Consider the following 13926-nt stretch of genomic DNA (forward strand, 5'->3'; position numbering starts at 1 on the left):
CCTGGACGTAGGCTTCATCAAGCTGGTTGAGGCTGTGGTCGCTCAGGTGCATCGGTCAGTGGCGCGGTATCATCGGGCAGCGTAGGGGGAACATACTGATCGGGCTGGAGGCAGCGGTCAAGGGGTCTCTGAACGGCTACGTGAAATTCGGAGTGCAGATCGATTTTGATGCTAAAAAAACCTGGGATTACTTCGTTTTGACTGGCGACCAGGCAACATGAGACTCTGTGATCGCATTGTTTAAGATGATGATTTAGTATAATATTTCTCCCGAGAATACGACTGGGATCGAGAGTCCCTACAGGACCTAAGAACCAAATTGATGATCAAGGCCCTGGTTCGGATGGGCGGAGCGTAATCCGATCAATGTGTGCCATTGGAGTGCGAGACATCGGGAAACGCGGTCCGGCCAAAGTCCGCAAGTGGCGAATGATCGGTCGGCCGGCGCGTTGCCACGGCGAGGCTCAATCGTTGCCATTGCGCCAGCTCGAAGTCCTCGACATAGAGTTGTGCCGCCCACTGGGCCAAGGCAATAGCAACCCCGGCGGCGCGGTCCGTATCGGGCGCTGCAGGGGGAGCGATGGCCGCCTGGTAGCCGTCGCGGATGATCCCTTCCGGAAGGCCCCAGCGTTGCAGCGCGGTGGCGACGATCAGTGCCCGGTAGGTCTGCTCTTCCGGGAGGGTCTGCTCGGCCTCACGGCGGTCCGCATCCAGGAGCCTTGGGAGGTCGCCGAACTGCTTCTGGGCGAACAGCGCCTGCACCGCGTCGCCCAGGGCCGGGCTATTGCCGACATGCCAAAAGTTGCAGACCAGGACGCGCCGGTGCTTCTTCGTTTCCGTCACTGAATGGTAGGAGTCCCGATGCATGACGAAGCCGAAGACGCTGTTGAACCGCGGGGCCTGACTGGCGCAGACGCGGGCGCCGGCCTCGTCGTCATGCGCCTGAAGGACCCCACCATCCCCCTCCTGCCAATCGCGGGTGAATTGCACCACGAGGCGGGCGATCTCCCATCCCGCCAAGGGCCGGTCGGTATGGACCCCGATCCGCTGGCCGGGCTCCATGGTCTGCGCGGTGACCGCGACCCGTTGGGTGAGCGGCAGGCCGGTGAGGGTCCGGGTGCGCGCGGCCAGCGCGGCGAGAAAGTCCGGTTCCAACCGGTCGGTTACGTCGCAATTGCGGACCTCGTAGAACGAACCGCCGTGCGCGCGCCAGGGCAGGTCCTGGTCGAAGAGCCCCTCCAGGCGGGCGCAGAGTGCGGGCGAAAATGCCGGCTCGGCGGTGAAGAAGGGGTAGGGGTGCCGATGGTGGGTGGGGTTGGCGAGCAAGGGAATCTCTCTGCGGCGGGCTGTTGATCAAATGGGGTGGGGTTCATCGCGTCGCGCAAGACGTGACGCGTTGCCGCGGTCATGGGGGTCTGCGGGCCAGTGCAGGACGGTGGACCTTGGGATTCTACCGCCGGACTGGCTGCGCCGCTTCACCCAAGGCGCGGGCTGGCTCAAGGGCTGCGCGTTCGTCAGGTCGGCGTTGACTGAACAGTCAACACGACCTAGCCTATCGGCATGAACATCCATGACGTCCTCAAGTCCCGCCGCGAGCAACTCGGCCTGTCGCTGCGCGCGACCGCCGGGCGCTGCGGCGTCGACCCCGCCCACCTGTCGCGCGTGGAATCCGGCAGCACCCCGCCCTCGGACGCACTGATCGAGCGGCTGGCGGACACCTTGGCCGTTCCGCTCGATGAGCTGCTGCTGGTTGCCGGCCGGGTCCCGCCGTCCCTGCGGCGCTTGGTGGAGAAGGACCCGCATCAGGTCGCGGCAGCCCTCTCGGACCTTGCGGGCATGATCGTCGCGGAGCCCGGCGAGTCCTACGGCGGCCCCGTGCTGGGCGGCCCCACCGAGCGGGCCATCGAGGACGGCTTTCCCTTTGAGTACCTGAGCGAAATTGCGGAGGTGGAGAGCTGGCGCAAGGAGGTCTGGCGCCCGGTCTACCACACCCACAAGTGGTGGGCGCAGCGGCTGGGCAGCGTGTTCCGGGCGGTCATTCTCGGTTGTGCCACGCCCAGGGGTTCGGCGGTGATGGACCTGTATGCCAGCGCGGTGAAGTTGCCGGGGCCGGTGATCTTCGATCCCTTCATGGGCAGCGGGACCACGGTCGGGGAGGCGCACAAGCTGGGGTGTACCGTCATCGGCCGGGATATCAATCCGGTCGCCTGGCGCGCGGTGCGCACGGCCCTGGCGCCCATCGACCGCACCCGGCTCATGGCCTTGTTCGCCGAGTTGGAGGCGACCGTGGGTCCGGAGATCCGGGCGCTCCATACCAGCCGCGACAGTGCCGGGGCGCCGTGCGAGGTCCTCTACTGGTTCTGGGTCAAGCAACTCGATTGCCCGGATTGTGGTGCGGCGGTCGATCTCTTTTCCTCCCGGGTCTTCGCCAAGCACGCCTATGTGAAGAAGTTTCCGACTGTTCAACTGGTATGCCCCCGCTGCGGTGACATCTTCGCCGCGGACTTCAACCAGACCCGGGCCACCTGCCCGGCCTGTCGGAAGGGGTTCGATCCCCACGCCGGTCCGGCCGCCGGCGCCCAAGCCGACTGCGGCGGCTGCGGGACCCGCTTCGCCATCGCCAAGACCGCCCGCGCCCGCGGGGAGCCGCCCCGCCATCGGCTCTATGCCAAGCTGGTCCTGCGCGACGACGGCACCAAGGAATATCTCCAGGCGACGCCGGAGGACGAGGACGCCTACGCGGCGGCGGGTACCCGGTTGCGCGAACTGGCACTGCCGAGCCCGCGGGTGGCGATCCAGACCGGCTACAACACCCGCCAGGTCCTGAACTACGGCTACACGCGCTGGGACCAGTTCTTCAACGACCGCCAACTCCTCGGGATCGGGCTTCTGTCCCGGGCGATCGGCGACCTGCCGGCGGGGGCGGAGCGTGACGCACTCTTCGTGCTGCTGTCCGGGGTGCTGGAGTTCAACAACCTCTTCGCCAGCTACAAGGGCGAGGGGACCGGCGCGGTGCGGCACATGTTCTCCCACCACGTTCTGAAGCCCGAGCGCACCCCGATCGAGGCCAACCTCTGGGGCACCAGCAAGTCCTCGGGCTCCTTCCTGAACCTGTTCCAGTCGCGGCTGTTGCGGGCGGTGGACTACAAGGCGGCACCCTTTGAACTCGCCCTCGACGACCGGGGCGGCAAGAAGGCTGGCCGCAAGCTGTTCGGCAAGAGCCGTCCCATGGGCGTGCCGGTGCTGGACGCCTGGCCGGAGGCTGGGATGGCGCCGGGTGCCGTCTATCTCTCCTGCGGTGACTCGGCCGCCACCGATATCCCGGACCGTACGGTGGATGCGGTGGTGACCGATCCACCTTTCTACGACAACGTTCATTATTCGGAGTTGGCGGACTTCTTTCACGTCTGGCAGCGGCTCTGGTTCGGGGAGAACGGGCACTGTGCATCTGACACGACCCGGCACCCCAGCGAGGTGCAGGATACGGAGTCGGCGCGCTTCGCGGGGAAGCTCCAGGGGGTCTTTGCCGAATGCCACCGGGTATTGAAGGATGAGGGGCTGTTGGTGTTCTCCTACCACCATTCGCGTGAAGACGGCTGGACCTCGGTGGCGGCGGCGGTCCTGGAGGCCGGTTTCAAGTTGGTCCAGACCCAGCCCGTCAAGGCGGAGATGTCCGTGGCCATGCCCAAGCTTGCGGCCAAGTCGCCCATCGATCTCGACGTGTTGATGGTGTGCCGTAAGGCCGCGGCGGACCGGCGGCTCCTCATCGCGGAGGACCTTGCGATGGAGGCCGCGGCGGCCGCGGCGGGGGCGAAGGTGCGGCGCTTCAACGGCACCGGGCGGCGGCTGTCACTGAACGATGTCCGCATCGTCGTCTATAGTCAGGCATTGGTGGAACTGTGCGCCGGCCGCCGGTCGACGGACGTAGTGACGGCCTTTGAGGGGTCACTGAATCAATGCGCCACGATTTCGCAACGGCTCTTTGCCGGCCAGGATGAGCAACACCGCAGCGTCGCGCCGCGCGCAGCCGGGTTGCCCGTCCAGGCTTCGCTATTCTGATGGCGGTGGTCGTCGCTCAGGCGTGCTCGAAGACCTGGAAGCGGCGGACCTGTCCTGCATCGGGGCGCGGGTTGCCGTGCGTGGTGGGGCTGGTCTTGCCATCCAGATAGACGCAGTAGCTGTCCAGGGAGGCCGCGAAAATGGTCCGCTCCAAGGTCTCCACCTGGATCAGGCGCGGGTCTGAGATGCCCCATTGCTCCGGCAGGATGAGCCGGCAGCGGCCGATCCCGGCCGGGTCCAGCGTGAACGGCTGGGGGAAGCGGTACATTTTGCGGTCGCGGATGAACCCATCGCCATAGGAGCCGAAACGCGCGATCCCCTCGTTGATGTGGGCCGCGGCGACTTCGTGATCGGCGTTGATCAGGTCGCCGTGGGCGATACAGAGGGAGTGCACCGGTCGCGCATTGGCACCGCTCCCGGTATAGAGGAAAAACACCAGGAAGGTATCTCGACCATCCTTGTGCCCCGACGGGATGGTGCTGTTGGAGTCGTAGTCCTTGCGTGCCGGCCGGCCGTTGCTGAAGGCAAGCGACTTGATCTCGTAACCCTCGCGGGGTAGTCGCGTCTCGTCACCGACCCAAAAATCCGGGTAGCTGTTGCGGCCCTGGAGGTGCAGAGGCAAACCGAGCGAAGCGACCCGGTCGGCAAACCAATCTTGCGGAAAATATTCCTTGTCGTTTGCGCTGTTCGACGAAGGCGCGGATGGTTGGGCCTGGATCCGGTAGTTGCTCACGCCAAGGCGCCAAGCTCGCCAAGAAATACAATCGGGTAGAACCAGCATCCAGATCACCCGCTGGGTGAATCGCGCAACGCCGATAACGCACTGAAAAGCCTTGGCGAGCTTGGCGCCTTGGCGCGAGAACTGCTTTTTCTTGGTGGAGGAGACCTCGGCCGCGGCCCTGCGGGAGCGCGGACGCGCCTTTCGCTGGGCGGTGCAGGCGGCGCGGCTCCTCGATCCGATCCTGTGACCGCGTCTTTCCGATTCCGTTTCCGGGGCCGGGGTCCATATACTGGCAGGTCCGTCCGGCCCGGTTTCCGGCTGGCCGCCCGCCCCACCATCGACCGACGAGGAGTCCCATGCACAACGGCACGACCATCACCCAGTTCATCATCGAGGAGCAGCGGCGCATCGCCGGGGCCACCGGTGACTTCACCTCGCTCTTGAACGACATCGTCACCGCCTGCAAGGTGATCAGTCACTACGTCAACCACGGCGCCCTGGTGGGGGTGCTGGGCAGCGCGGGCAGCGAGAACATCCAGGGGGAGACCCAGAAAAAGCTCGATATCCTCTCCAACGAGGTCTTCATCAAGTCCAACGAGTGGGCCGGGCACCTGGCGGCCATGGCCTCGGAGGAGATGGACGAGATCTACCCGATCCCGGCCGGCAAGCCCCGCGGCAAGTACCTGCTGACCTTTGATCCGCTGGACGGCTCCTCCAACATCGATGTGAACGTCTCGGTGGGGACCATCTTCTCCATCCTGCGGTGCGCCGGGAGCTGCCAGAATCCGCGCGAGCAGGACTTCCTCCAGGCCGGGACCCAGCAGGTGGCCGCGGGCTACGCGCTCTACGGGCCCTCGACCATGATGGTGCTGACCTCCGGCAACGGGGTGAACGGCTTCACCCTGGACCAGAATATCGGAGAGTTCATCCTCACCCACCCGCGGATGCAGATCCCGGCGGACACCCGGGAGTTCGCCATCAATGTCTCGAACATGCGCTTCTGGGAGCCGCCGGTGCGCCGCTACGTCCAGGAGTGTCTGGACGGTAAGGAGGGCCCGCGCGGGGACGATTTCAACATGCGCTGGATCGCCTCTATGGTGGCGGAGGTGCACCGTATCCTGACGCGCGGCGGGGTCTTCATGTACCCCATGGACTCCAAGATGAAGGCCAAGGACTTAGGCGGGAAGCTGCGCCTGCTCTACGAGGCCAACCCCATGTCCTTCATCGTGGAGCAGGCCGGCGGCGGCTCCATTACCGGGACCTCGCGCATCATGGAGCTGCAGCCGGAGTCTCTGCACCAGCGGGTGCCGGTCATCCTGGGATCGCGCAACGAGGTGGAGCGCATCCTCGCCTATCACCGCGAGGGGTGAGCGCGTCGGGCGCGCCGTCCGCGGTCGGGACCTGGGCGGCACCCACACCGCACTGGCCGCGCCGGCGCCCCTGAAGGTCGAGGCGATCGAGGCCCAAACGCGTAGCCGTCGCGCCGGTCGTCCCTTGGTGGTCCGCGGGCTGCCCGAGCCTGAGCTGATCCGTAACCTGGTGCCGGGTCAGGCCGCCGTCGCGGCGAGCGCGTGATCGATCCCGGGCTCTGTTTACGACCAGCCGACACGATCGTCGATTCAGACTTTGTGGCCGCTGACTTGTCAGTCCGAGGCTAAGCCTTTCTATACGTATGGGATCTCGCTGAAGGTCCCCGTCGGGTGGCGCTCCGGGCGCGGTGGTGGTCCAGCGTGCTTGAACAGCATGGCCTCGGTGCGGCGCAGTCGGCGGCTCAACTCCCGCGCCAGGTTCATCATGATCAGGGTGAAGGGCTCGGGGTCCACCGCGTAGAGTTGGTAGAGCAGCGCGTTGCTGAGCCCCAGGGCGAGGCAGTCCTCCGCGGCGCGGACCCCGGCGCTGCGCGGATAAAGGTCGATGAGGGCCATCTCACCAAAGCAGTCCCCCGGTCCCAGTCTCCCGATGACCTCGGCACGCTCGCCCAGCGCGCGGTGGATCTCGACCCGCCCGAAGCGCAGGACATACATCGTCTCACCCCGGTCGCCCTGGTGAAAGAACCAGTGCCCGGCCGGCATCGCCACGCGCTCGGCCCGCGCGTTCAGGTAGGCCAGCGCCTGATCCGGGACGGCGCCAAAGATCGGCATGTCGCGCAATAGCGACAGTTCGTCCGCGACCTTCGGGACTGGCTGGGCAGGGTTGGAGCCCGGCGATGCCGACGGCGGGGCGTCGTTCGCGCACTGGTACCCGGTCATTGCCGCTCAGACGCCCTGGCGGCCGTGCTCGTCCCCGGTCCCCAGGCGCGCGAGCACCCAGTCGCGGACCTGGTGGGTGGAGCGTGCCCCACTGAAACGCCCACGCTCCTGACCGCCCTGGAACAGGATCACGGTGGGGAAGGCGCGCAGCCGGTAAAGGGCGGCCAGCTTTATGTTCTCGCCGCCGTCGAGCTCCACCTTGGCGAGGCGGATCGCACCGTCCAGTTCGTTGATCACCCGCTCCAAGTGGGGCGATAGGGTGTGGCAGGGGCTGCACCAGTCGGCACGGAAATCCACCAGGATCGGCTGCTGGCTGGATGCCTCAACGACCAGGGCCTGGAACTGGGTCAAGTCCACGTTGAAAATGGGTGGCTTGGTGTTGGATCGAAGTAACATGATCGCTCGTTGAAATGATCGCCCGTTAGAGTCCAACCAGTCGACAGTGAATTCTAACAGGAAGCGAGGACGAAGATGGTGGGGCCGGGGTGGGGCCATGGGGCGCAATGTCCGGGCGCTATCCTCGTTGCGTGTGTTCCCGAACGACCATCCGGATCGATTCCGGCGATGCACCCGGGCCAGTCCCGGGAAAATCAATAGGGTACTAATCGGGCCGTGTTCGCGTGTCAAGATTGGCTGGGTCATTTGTCTGGCGGGCCGAACCGGTAGTCGGACGAGCGGTCGCTGCGCTGCCGGTCACGAGCACCGCCGCGGGCGCGCGAACTCGCTTGGACCCACCGGCCCCTCTGGGCTATGGTAGGCGCCCCGAGCGCCGGGGGACCCACCGGCGGGCATTTTTGTTGAAAGTTAAGAGGTCCGATCATGTCCCTGTACGACACGGCGCGAGCCGCCTACCCCCTGACCCGCATGCGCCGGATGCGCCGCGACGCCTTCTCGCGTCGGCTGATGCGCGAGAGCCACCTGACCCCGGACGACCTGATCTGGCCGGTGTTCGTGCTCGAGGGGTCCGGTCAGCGTGAGCCGGTGGTTTCCATGCCCGGCGTCACCCGGCTCAGCATCGACCTGCTGGTGGCGCAGGCGCGCGAAATCGCCGCGTTGGGCGTCCCGGCCATGGCCCTGTTTCCGGTGACCCCGCCTTCGGCCAAGTCCGAGGACGCCGCCGAGGCCTTCAACCCGGACGGACTGGCGCAGCGTGCCGTGCGCGCCCTGAAGGACGCCTTGCCGGACCTGGGGGTGATCACCGACGTGGCCCTGGACCCCTTCACCACCCACGGCCAGGACGGACTGATCGACGAGACCGGCTATGTACTCAATGATGCCACCGTGGATGTCCTGGTCCGTCAGGCGGTCTCCCACGCCCAGGCCGGGGCCGACATCGTGGCCCCCTCGGACATGATGGACGGGCGCATCGGTGCGGTGCGCACCGCCCTGGAGGCCGAGGGTCACATCCACACCCGCATCCTGGCCTATTCCGCCAAGTATGCCTCCAGCTTCTACGGGCCCTTCCGCGACGCGGTGGGCTCGGCGACCAACCTCAAGGGCGGCAACAAGTACAGCTACCAGATGGACCCGGCCAACTCCAACGAGGCCCTGCACGAGGTCGGCCTGGATCTGGCCGAGGGCGCGGACATGGTGATGATCAAGCCCGGGATGCCGTACCTGGACATCGTGCGGCGGGTCAAGGACCAGTTCGGCGTGCCGACCTTCGTCTACCAGGTGAGCGGGGAGTACGCCATGCTCAAGGCGGCGAGTCAGAACGGCTGGCTCGACGAGCGCGCGGTGGTGCTGGAGTCCCTGCTCGGCTTCAAGCGTGCCGGGGCGGACGGGGTCCTCACCTACTACGCCCGGGACGTCGCCCGCTGGTTGGGCGAGTGAGTCCGATCCATGCCGCAGCGTTACGCCGTCATCGGCAACCCCATCGCCCACAGCAAGTCCCCATTGATCCATGCCGCCTTCGCCCGGCAGACGGGAGCGGACCTGGAGTACGGTCGGCTGCTGGCCGCGCCGGACGATTTTGAAGAGGCGGTGCGGCGCTTCTTCGCGGACGGGGGGCGGGGGCTCAATGTGACGGTGCCGTTCAAGGAGCAGGCCTTTCGGCTCGTGGATGAACACAGCCCCGGGGCCGCTGCCGCCGGGGCCGTCAACACCCTGATTCCGCTCCCCGGGGGCCGGTTGCGGGGCGACAATACGGATGGCGTGGGGCTGGTGCGCGACTTGCGGGAGAATCACGGTTTCGCCTTCGCCGGGCGACGCATACTCCTGCTCGGTGCCGGCGGGGCCGCCCGGGGCGTCCTGCGGCCCTTGCTGGAGACGGGCCTCAAGGAACTGCTGATCGCCAACCGCACGGCCGCACGGGCCGCGGCCTTGGCCGCCGCCGCGGCCGACCTGGGCGCGGTGCGCGGCTGCGGCCTGACGGATCTGGGGGGCACGGACTTCGACCTCATCATCAACGCGACCGCCGCCGGACTGACGGGGGCGGTGCCGCCGCTGCCGCCCCGGTGCCTCGCCCCGGGCGCCTGGACCTACGACCTGCTCTACGGGGACAGGCCCACGCCCTTTTGTTGCTGGGGCCTCGCCCAGGGGGCCGCACAGGCGCTCGATGGGCTCGGGATGCTGGTGGAGCAGGCGGCGGAGTCCTTCCGTCTGTGGCGCGGGATCAGGCCGCAGACCGCGCCGGTGATCCAACTGCTGCGGCCAACCCAATGACCATTGGCATGCTGGGCCTGGCGAGCGGCGTCACGGCCCGCACGGGCGCGGCCGGTGGTGCGCGTACCGGGGCCAGGCGGCGGGCGGCTCTGCCGGGGCTGCTGCTGACGCTGTGCCTCGTGTCTCTAGCGTCCGCGGCCGCGCCCCCCGACGCCAAGTCGGACATCGAGCCGCTGAACATGAGGCGCTGGATCACCCGCATGTGGGAGCCGGTCACCGCGGTGGGCGGACTCCTGAGCGACGACCAGCGCGAGGACGTGGTGGTCGTGCTGCACCGGCGCGATGCCATCCCCAACGATCTCGTGCTCCCGGTGGGCAGCCGCGGGCTCGGGATCTTCTCCCTGGGTGCGGACGGAAAATATCGCCGTGCGGCCCTCCTCGAAGGCCTGCTCCCCTGTGTCCAATGCCTGGGGACCATCAACCGCGACCCGCACGCCGCCCCTTTTGAAATCGACATCGCCGACCGTCAACTGACGGTGAGTTGGATCGGCAACGCGGATGGGTTTGTCTCGGTGCGCCTGGTGCTCGCCTGGAACGCGCAGGAGCAGGCCTTCGGGCTGATCGCCGATGAAGTGGTACGGGCGGACGGCCGCGGTGCCATCAGATCCCGGCGCACGCGAGACTACCGCACCGGGCGCGCCGAGACCGACGGCCAGGTCACCGAGTTCCCGCCCCACTTCATGTCCGCCGAGCGCATCCGGGCGGAGGATTACCGTTAGGCGATGTCCCCGCAAATTGGTCCACAAAGGTCTCGATCTCATCCTCCAACGCCGCCCGCGCGGTCAGTCCGGCAATCCAGCGCTCCGGGATCGCGCGATACCCCAGTGCCGCACCGAGCAGCGCCCCCAACACCGCGCCCCGGTGGGCGTTGTCGCCGCCCACGCCGACGTTGGCGATCAGGGCCGCCTCGAGGTCATCGGCATAGCGCCCCGCCAGGTACAGGACGGCCGGAAAGGATTGATCGATGTAGCAGGCCGGGCTCAAACGCCCGCCGATCACGTCCAGGTCCGACAACTGCCCGGCCGCCGCCTGCGCGACCACCCTACCGGCCGGGAACCCCAGGCGCTCGGCCAGGGCGCAGGCCAGGGGTCCGACCTGGGGCGCGGGGTCCCCGACCAGCCGGACCAGCAACTCCCTCAGGGCCAGGGCGTAGCGTTCCAGCGCGACGGACCTGTGGGTCAGGCGCAATTGCGCCAGGGCCGCGCCAATCCCCTGATCAGGCGCGCCGCGCGCCGCCAGAATGACCGGCGGCAGCGACACCAGGCCGCCGATGGAGGCCGTATCGTGTCCCTCGGCCCCGGCGCAGCGCGCCGGCGGCAGGCCCCGGGCAAGATTGGCGAAGAAGGCCCGATGGTAGGACTCCGCATAGGTGTCCCGGTGGCTGTCCGGGGCCGTCATAAAGGCCACATAGTCGTGCAGGAAGGCCGCCGGGTCATGGCCGCCGGCCGCGTTCATGGAGCGGATCAGCACCCGGGTACACAGCAGATTCAGCGTATTGTCCCCGGCCCGCAGCCCATGGTGGTAATGGATACGCGGCCGGCCCCACAGGTGCTTCTTGCCCTTCAGGATCAGGGTGCCGACCAGGTCGCCATCCTGGGCCCCGCGCCCCGCCTGGCCGGTACTGGCCAGCGGCATGATGGAGTTCGGATGCTCCGCCCGCGGCGCCTGATAATCGCGAATGGTGCCGAATTCGTGCCGCAGGGCGGCCACGTCGTAGTACCAATGCGCCGGCATCGCCAGCGCATCACCCACGAACATGCCCCATAGGGCGCCCCGCATCCGGTCCGCTACGGTCAGTTCCACCATCACATCAATCTCGATTTTGTTCGTTGGGGGGAGAGTGCCGATGCGGTCCAATGCCCTGAGTTCAAACCAGAAAGAGCGATCATCCACAGATGAACACAGATGAACACAGATTATTCATTGGCTTATGCTTGGTCGAGGGGCGACCTTGCGGCTGATTGCAACAATAGCGATAACCGCATGACAATGCGAGGAAAATCTGTGTTCATCTGTAGGTTTTATGTTCAAGGCTTGGTGGCCGCGGCAACAGGAAGGCCAGGGCGCCCAGCAGCAGGGTGGTGCCCAGGACGAACAGATGCAGGTTGACCGCCCCGGCCAAGGCGACCTTGGGCGCCACGCCCAGGGGCACCAGGGCGGCCATGGCGGCGATCTCGTAGCTGCCGCTGCCGGCGATGCCGTGGACCGGCAGGACACTGGAGAGTTCCGCCCCCATCACCCCGGCCAGCACGCGCCAGAAGGCGGCCGGGACGAAGTGTGCCAGGACACTCGCAAAGGCGATGAACTTGAGTGTCCAGGTCCCGGCCGTCCACAGATAGACCCGGGCGATGAGCCAGGGGTCGCGCGGCGCCGCGGCCGCGACCTGCCGCACCAGGGCGCGCGGCCGCCCGCCCCCGGCCAACCAGGGCGAGGCGCCGACACGCCCGATCAGGGCCAGCACCGAGAGTCCGGCGACCCAGGCGAACCCCGCCGCCCACCAGACCCACCAGGGGTCGCGCAGGTCCAGGATCAGGATGGCGACGAGCCCCAGGAAGTGCATGTCCAGGATGCGGATCCACAGGAGCGCCGCGGTCGCCTCCAGCAGGCCGAAGTCGAAATAGCGGCGCATCAGCCAGGGGAAGACCAACTCCCCGGTACGCATGGGCAGCAGGTTGTTGGCGCTGTTGTGCAGGATCGTCAGGCGCAGCACATAGATGAACTGCTCCTGCAAGCGCGGGCGGAACCAGTCGTAGACGCGCACCGCGCGCAGGCCATAGCTCAGGGCCGTGAGCAGGAAGAGCCAGGCGACCAGGAGCGGGGAGAAGGCCAGCCAGGGGGCGAGCAGCGTCCCCCAGCCGACACTGTACTGCACCGCCGCGACCAGGGCGGCGAGCAGGGCGGCGCCGATCAGCCAGTCCCGCGCGCGGCCCAGGCGCAGTCCGGGGGTGCCCAGGCACTGCGCGTCGCCCGGGGGCGCGGGCTCGCTCAGGAGCGGCGGTGTTTCGGCGGGTAGAAGGGCGGCGCGCCCGGGGGGCGGGTCTTGAAGCGGCGATGCACCCAAAAGTATTGCTCCGGCATGGTGTGGATGCGCGCCTCGATCACCCGGTTCATCAGGGCTGCATCGGCCGCCTGGTCGCCGGTGGGAAAGGGGCGCAGCGGCGCGTCGAAGACGAGTTCCAAGCCCCGGCCCCAGGGCAGGTAACGGGCAAAGGTCGGGATCACCAGGGCCCCGGACAGGGCGGCGAAGCGCCCGAGCATGGGGACCGTGGAGGCCGGCACGCCGCAGAAGGGCACGAAGATACCACGGCGCCCGCCGTCCTGGTCCGGCAGGTAGAAGAAGGGCGTGCCGGAGCGCACCACGCGGATCAGGCCGCGCAGGTCATCGCTGCGCTCGATGGAGACACTGCCGTACTGGCGGCGCGCCCGCTTGACCTGGCGGTCCACCACCGGGTCACGGATCTTCTGATACATGTAGACCCCGGCATGGACCAGGCCGGTGAAGGCCGCGCCCGCCAGTTCCAGCCCCACGAAATGGGGCACCAGCACGATCACCGGCCGACCGGCGGCGATGCAGGCGTCGATGACCTCGCGGTTGCGGATGAGCACCAGGCGCGTGAGCCGCGCCCGCGAAATCCCCCACACCAGCCCCTGGGTGACGGCGGCCACCCCCAGCCAGCCGAAATGGGCGCGCAGGATGCGCTCGCGCTGCGTCGGTGCGCGGTCGGCGAGACAGACGCCCAGGTTGCGGCGGGCGACCTCGCGTCGGTCCGCGGCCAAGTAATAGCCCAGCCGTCCGAGGCCCTGACCCAGCGCCCACAGGAGCGGGAAGGGGAGTCGACCCAGGGCATAGGCCAGGCCGACGGCAAGCCAACTGGGCCAGTAGCGCGGATGCCGCAGCGCGGGGCCGTAGGACAGGGGGCCGGAGTCCGGATCGGTCATCGCGGTAAACCGCCGGTGGTTGGTGTGCCGCCGCATAAGATCAGGAACGGTTCACTCATAAGGTAAACAAGTTCATTAGAGAATACTCTTGGTGCCGTTGTCGTTGTCGTTGTCGTTGTCGTTATCGTTGTCGTAATCGAGGTTATCGTAGCGCCCCGGATGGCCTTGATCACAATCCCGGCCAAGCCGCACCGGCGAGCGCACACGCTTGAGCCCGCTCGGACGATGGGAGCGCCGCACCCCAGTGCGGCGCGGCCTCGCGAGCGACCGCAGCGTTGCGTTCTGCGGATAGGC

General features: G+C 67.4%; 14 protein-coding genes. 6 read left to right on the forward strand and 8 right to left on the reverse strand.

The features are described from left to right. Window positions 1–363: 363 nt before the first annotated feature. Entirely contained in the window at window positions 364–1326 is a 963-nt protein-coding gene (locus tag QZY48_RS25280) for a 2OG-Fe(II) oxygenase (RefSeq protein ID WP_295436279.1), read from the reverse strand. A gap of 234 nt (window positions 1327–1560) precedes the next feature. Here QZY48_RS25280 and QZY48_RS25285 point away from each other — a divergent pair, with 234 nt between their 5' ends. Next, a complete protein-coding gene (locus QZY48_RS25285; protein WP_295436280.1) occupies window positions 1561–4059 on the forward strand; it encodes a DNA methyltransferase in 2499 nt (832 codons plus the stop codon). Window positions 4060–4075: 16 nt separating this feature from the next. On the opposite strand, the gene QZY48_RS25290 is transcribed toward QZY48_RS25285, so the two are convergent. After that, entirely contained in the window at window positions 4076–4792 is a 717-nt protein-coding gene (locus QZY48_RS25290) for a hypothetical protein (protein ID WP_295436281.1), read from the reverse strand. Between the two features lie 100 nt (window positions 4793–4892). Here QZY48_RS25290 and QZY48_RS25295 point away from each other — a divergent pair, with 100 nt between their 5' ends. After that, entirely contained in the window at window positions 4893–5027 is a 135-nt protein-coding gene (locus tag QZY48_RS25295; protein ID WP_295436282.1) for a hypothetical protein, read from the forward strand. Between the two features lie 109 nt (window positions 5028–5136). After that, a complete protein-coding gene (locus tag QZY48_RS25300; RefSeq protein ID WP_295436283.1) occupies window positions 5137–6150 on the forward strand; it encodes a class 1 fructose-bisphosphatase in 1014 nt (337 codons plus the stop codon). 294 nt (window positions 6151–6444) lie between these two features. Here the strand turns inward: QZY48_RS25300 and QZY48_RS25305 are convergent, their stop codons facing one another. Together QZY48_RS25305 and QZY48_RS25310 are read right to left on the reverse strand one after the other, a co-directional pair. Further along, the gene (locus QZY48_RS25305) at window positions 6445–7029 is read right to left on the reverse strand and encodes a Crp/Fnr family transcriptional regulator (RefSeq protein ID WP_295436285.1); all 585 of its coding nucleotides are present in this window, start codon (window positions 7027–7029) and stop codon (window positions 6445–6447) included. 6 nt (window positions 7030–7035) lie between these two features. After that, the gene (locus QZY48_RS25310) at window positions 7036–7425 is read right to left on the reverse strand and encodes a thioredoxin family protein (protein WP_295436287.1); all 390 of its coding nucleotides are present in this window, start codon (window positions 7423–7425) and stop codon (window positions 7036–7038) included. Between the two features lie 423 nt (window positions 7426–7848). Between QZY48_RS25310 and hemB the strand changes: the two genes are divergently transcribed. Genes hemB through QZY48_RS25325 form a run of 3 tightly spaced genes read left to right on the forward strand, consistent with a single transcriptional unit; the run spans window position 7849 to window position 10412 of the window. Further along, a complete protein-coding gene (gene hemB, locus QZY48_RS25315) occupies window positions 7849–8862 on the forward strand; it encodes a porphobilinogen synthase (protein WP_295436289.1) in 1014 nt (337 codons plus the stop codon). Window positions 8863–8871: 9 nt separating this feature from the next. Next, a complete protein-coding gene (aroE, locus tag QZY48_RS25320) occupies window positions 8872–9693 on the forward strand; it encodes a shikimate dehydrogenase (RefSeq protein ID WP_295436290.1) in 822 nt (273 codons plus the stop codon). After that, the gene (locus QZY48_RS25325) at window positions 9690–10412 is read left to right on the forward strand and encodes a hypothetical protein (protein WP_295436291.1); all 723 of its coding nucleotides are present in this window, start codon (window positions 9690–9692) and stop codon (window positions 10410–10412) included. The genes aroE and QZY48_RS25325 overlap by 4 nt, the downstream gene beginning before the upstream one ends. Here the strand turns inward: QZY48_RS25325 and QZY48_RS25330 are convergent. The 4 genes from QZY48_RS25330 to QZY48_RS25345 all read right to left on the reverse strand — a co-directional run. Continuing rightward, window positions 10372–11499 carry an ADP-ribosylglycohydrolase family protein gene (locus tag QZY48_RS25330; protein ID WP_295436292.1) on the reverse strand — a complete coding sequence of 376 codons (1128 nt, stop codon included), beginning with the start codon at window positions 11497–11499 and terminating at the stop codon, window positions 10372–10374. The two genes, QZY48_RS25325 and QZY48_RS25330, sit on opposite strands and share 41 nt — an antisense overlap. 202 nt (window positions 11500–11701) lie before the next feature. Beyond that, window positions 11702–12646: a lysylphosphatidylglycerol synthase transmembrane domain-containing protein gene (locus QZY48_RS25335; RefSeq protein ID WP_295436298.1), complete on the reverse strand. Its 945-nt coding sequence runs from the start codon at window positions 12644–12646 to the stop codon at window positions 11702–11704. Between the two features lie 32 nt (window positions 12647–12678). Beyond that, entirely contained in the window at window positions 12679–13632 is a 954-nt protein-coding gene (locus QZY48_RS25340; protein WP_295436294.1) for a lipid A biosynthesis acyltransferase, read from the reverse strand. Between the two features lie 75 nt (window positions 13633–13707). Then, on the reverse strand, window positions 13708–13926 hold a 219-nt coding region (locus QZY48_RS25345), incomplete at its 5' end, for a hypothetical protein (protein WP_295436295.1).

It is taken from the genome of uncultured Thiodictyon sp. (genome assembly GCF_903828115.1).
Classification (GTDB): domain Bacteria; phylum Pseudomonadota; class Gammaproteobacteria; order Chromatiales; family Chromatiaceae; genus Thiodictyon.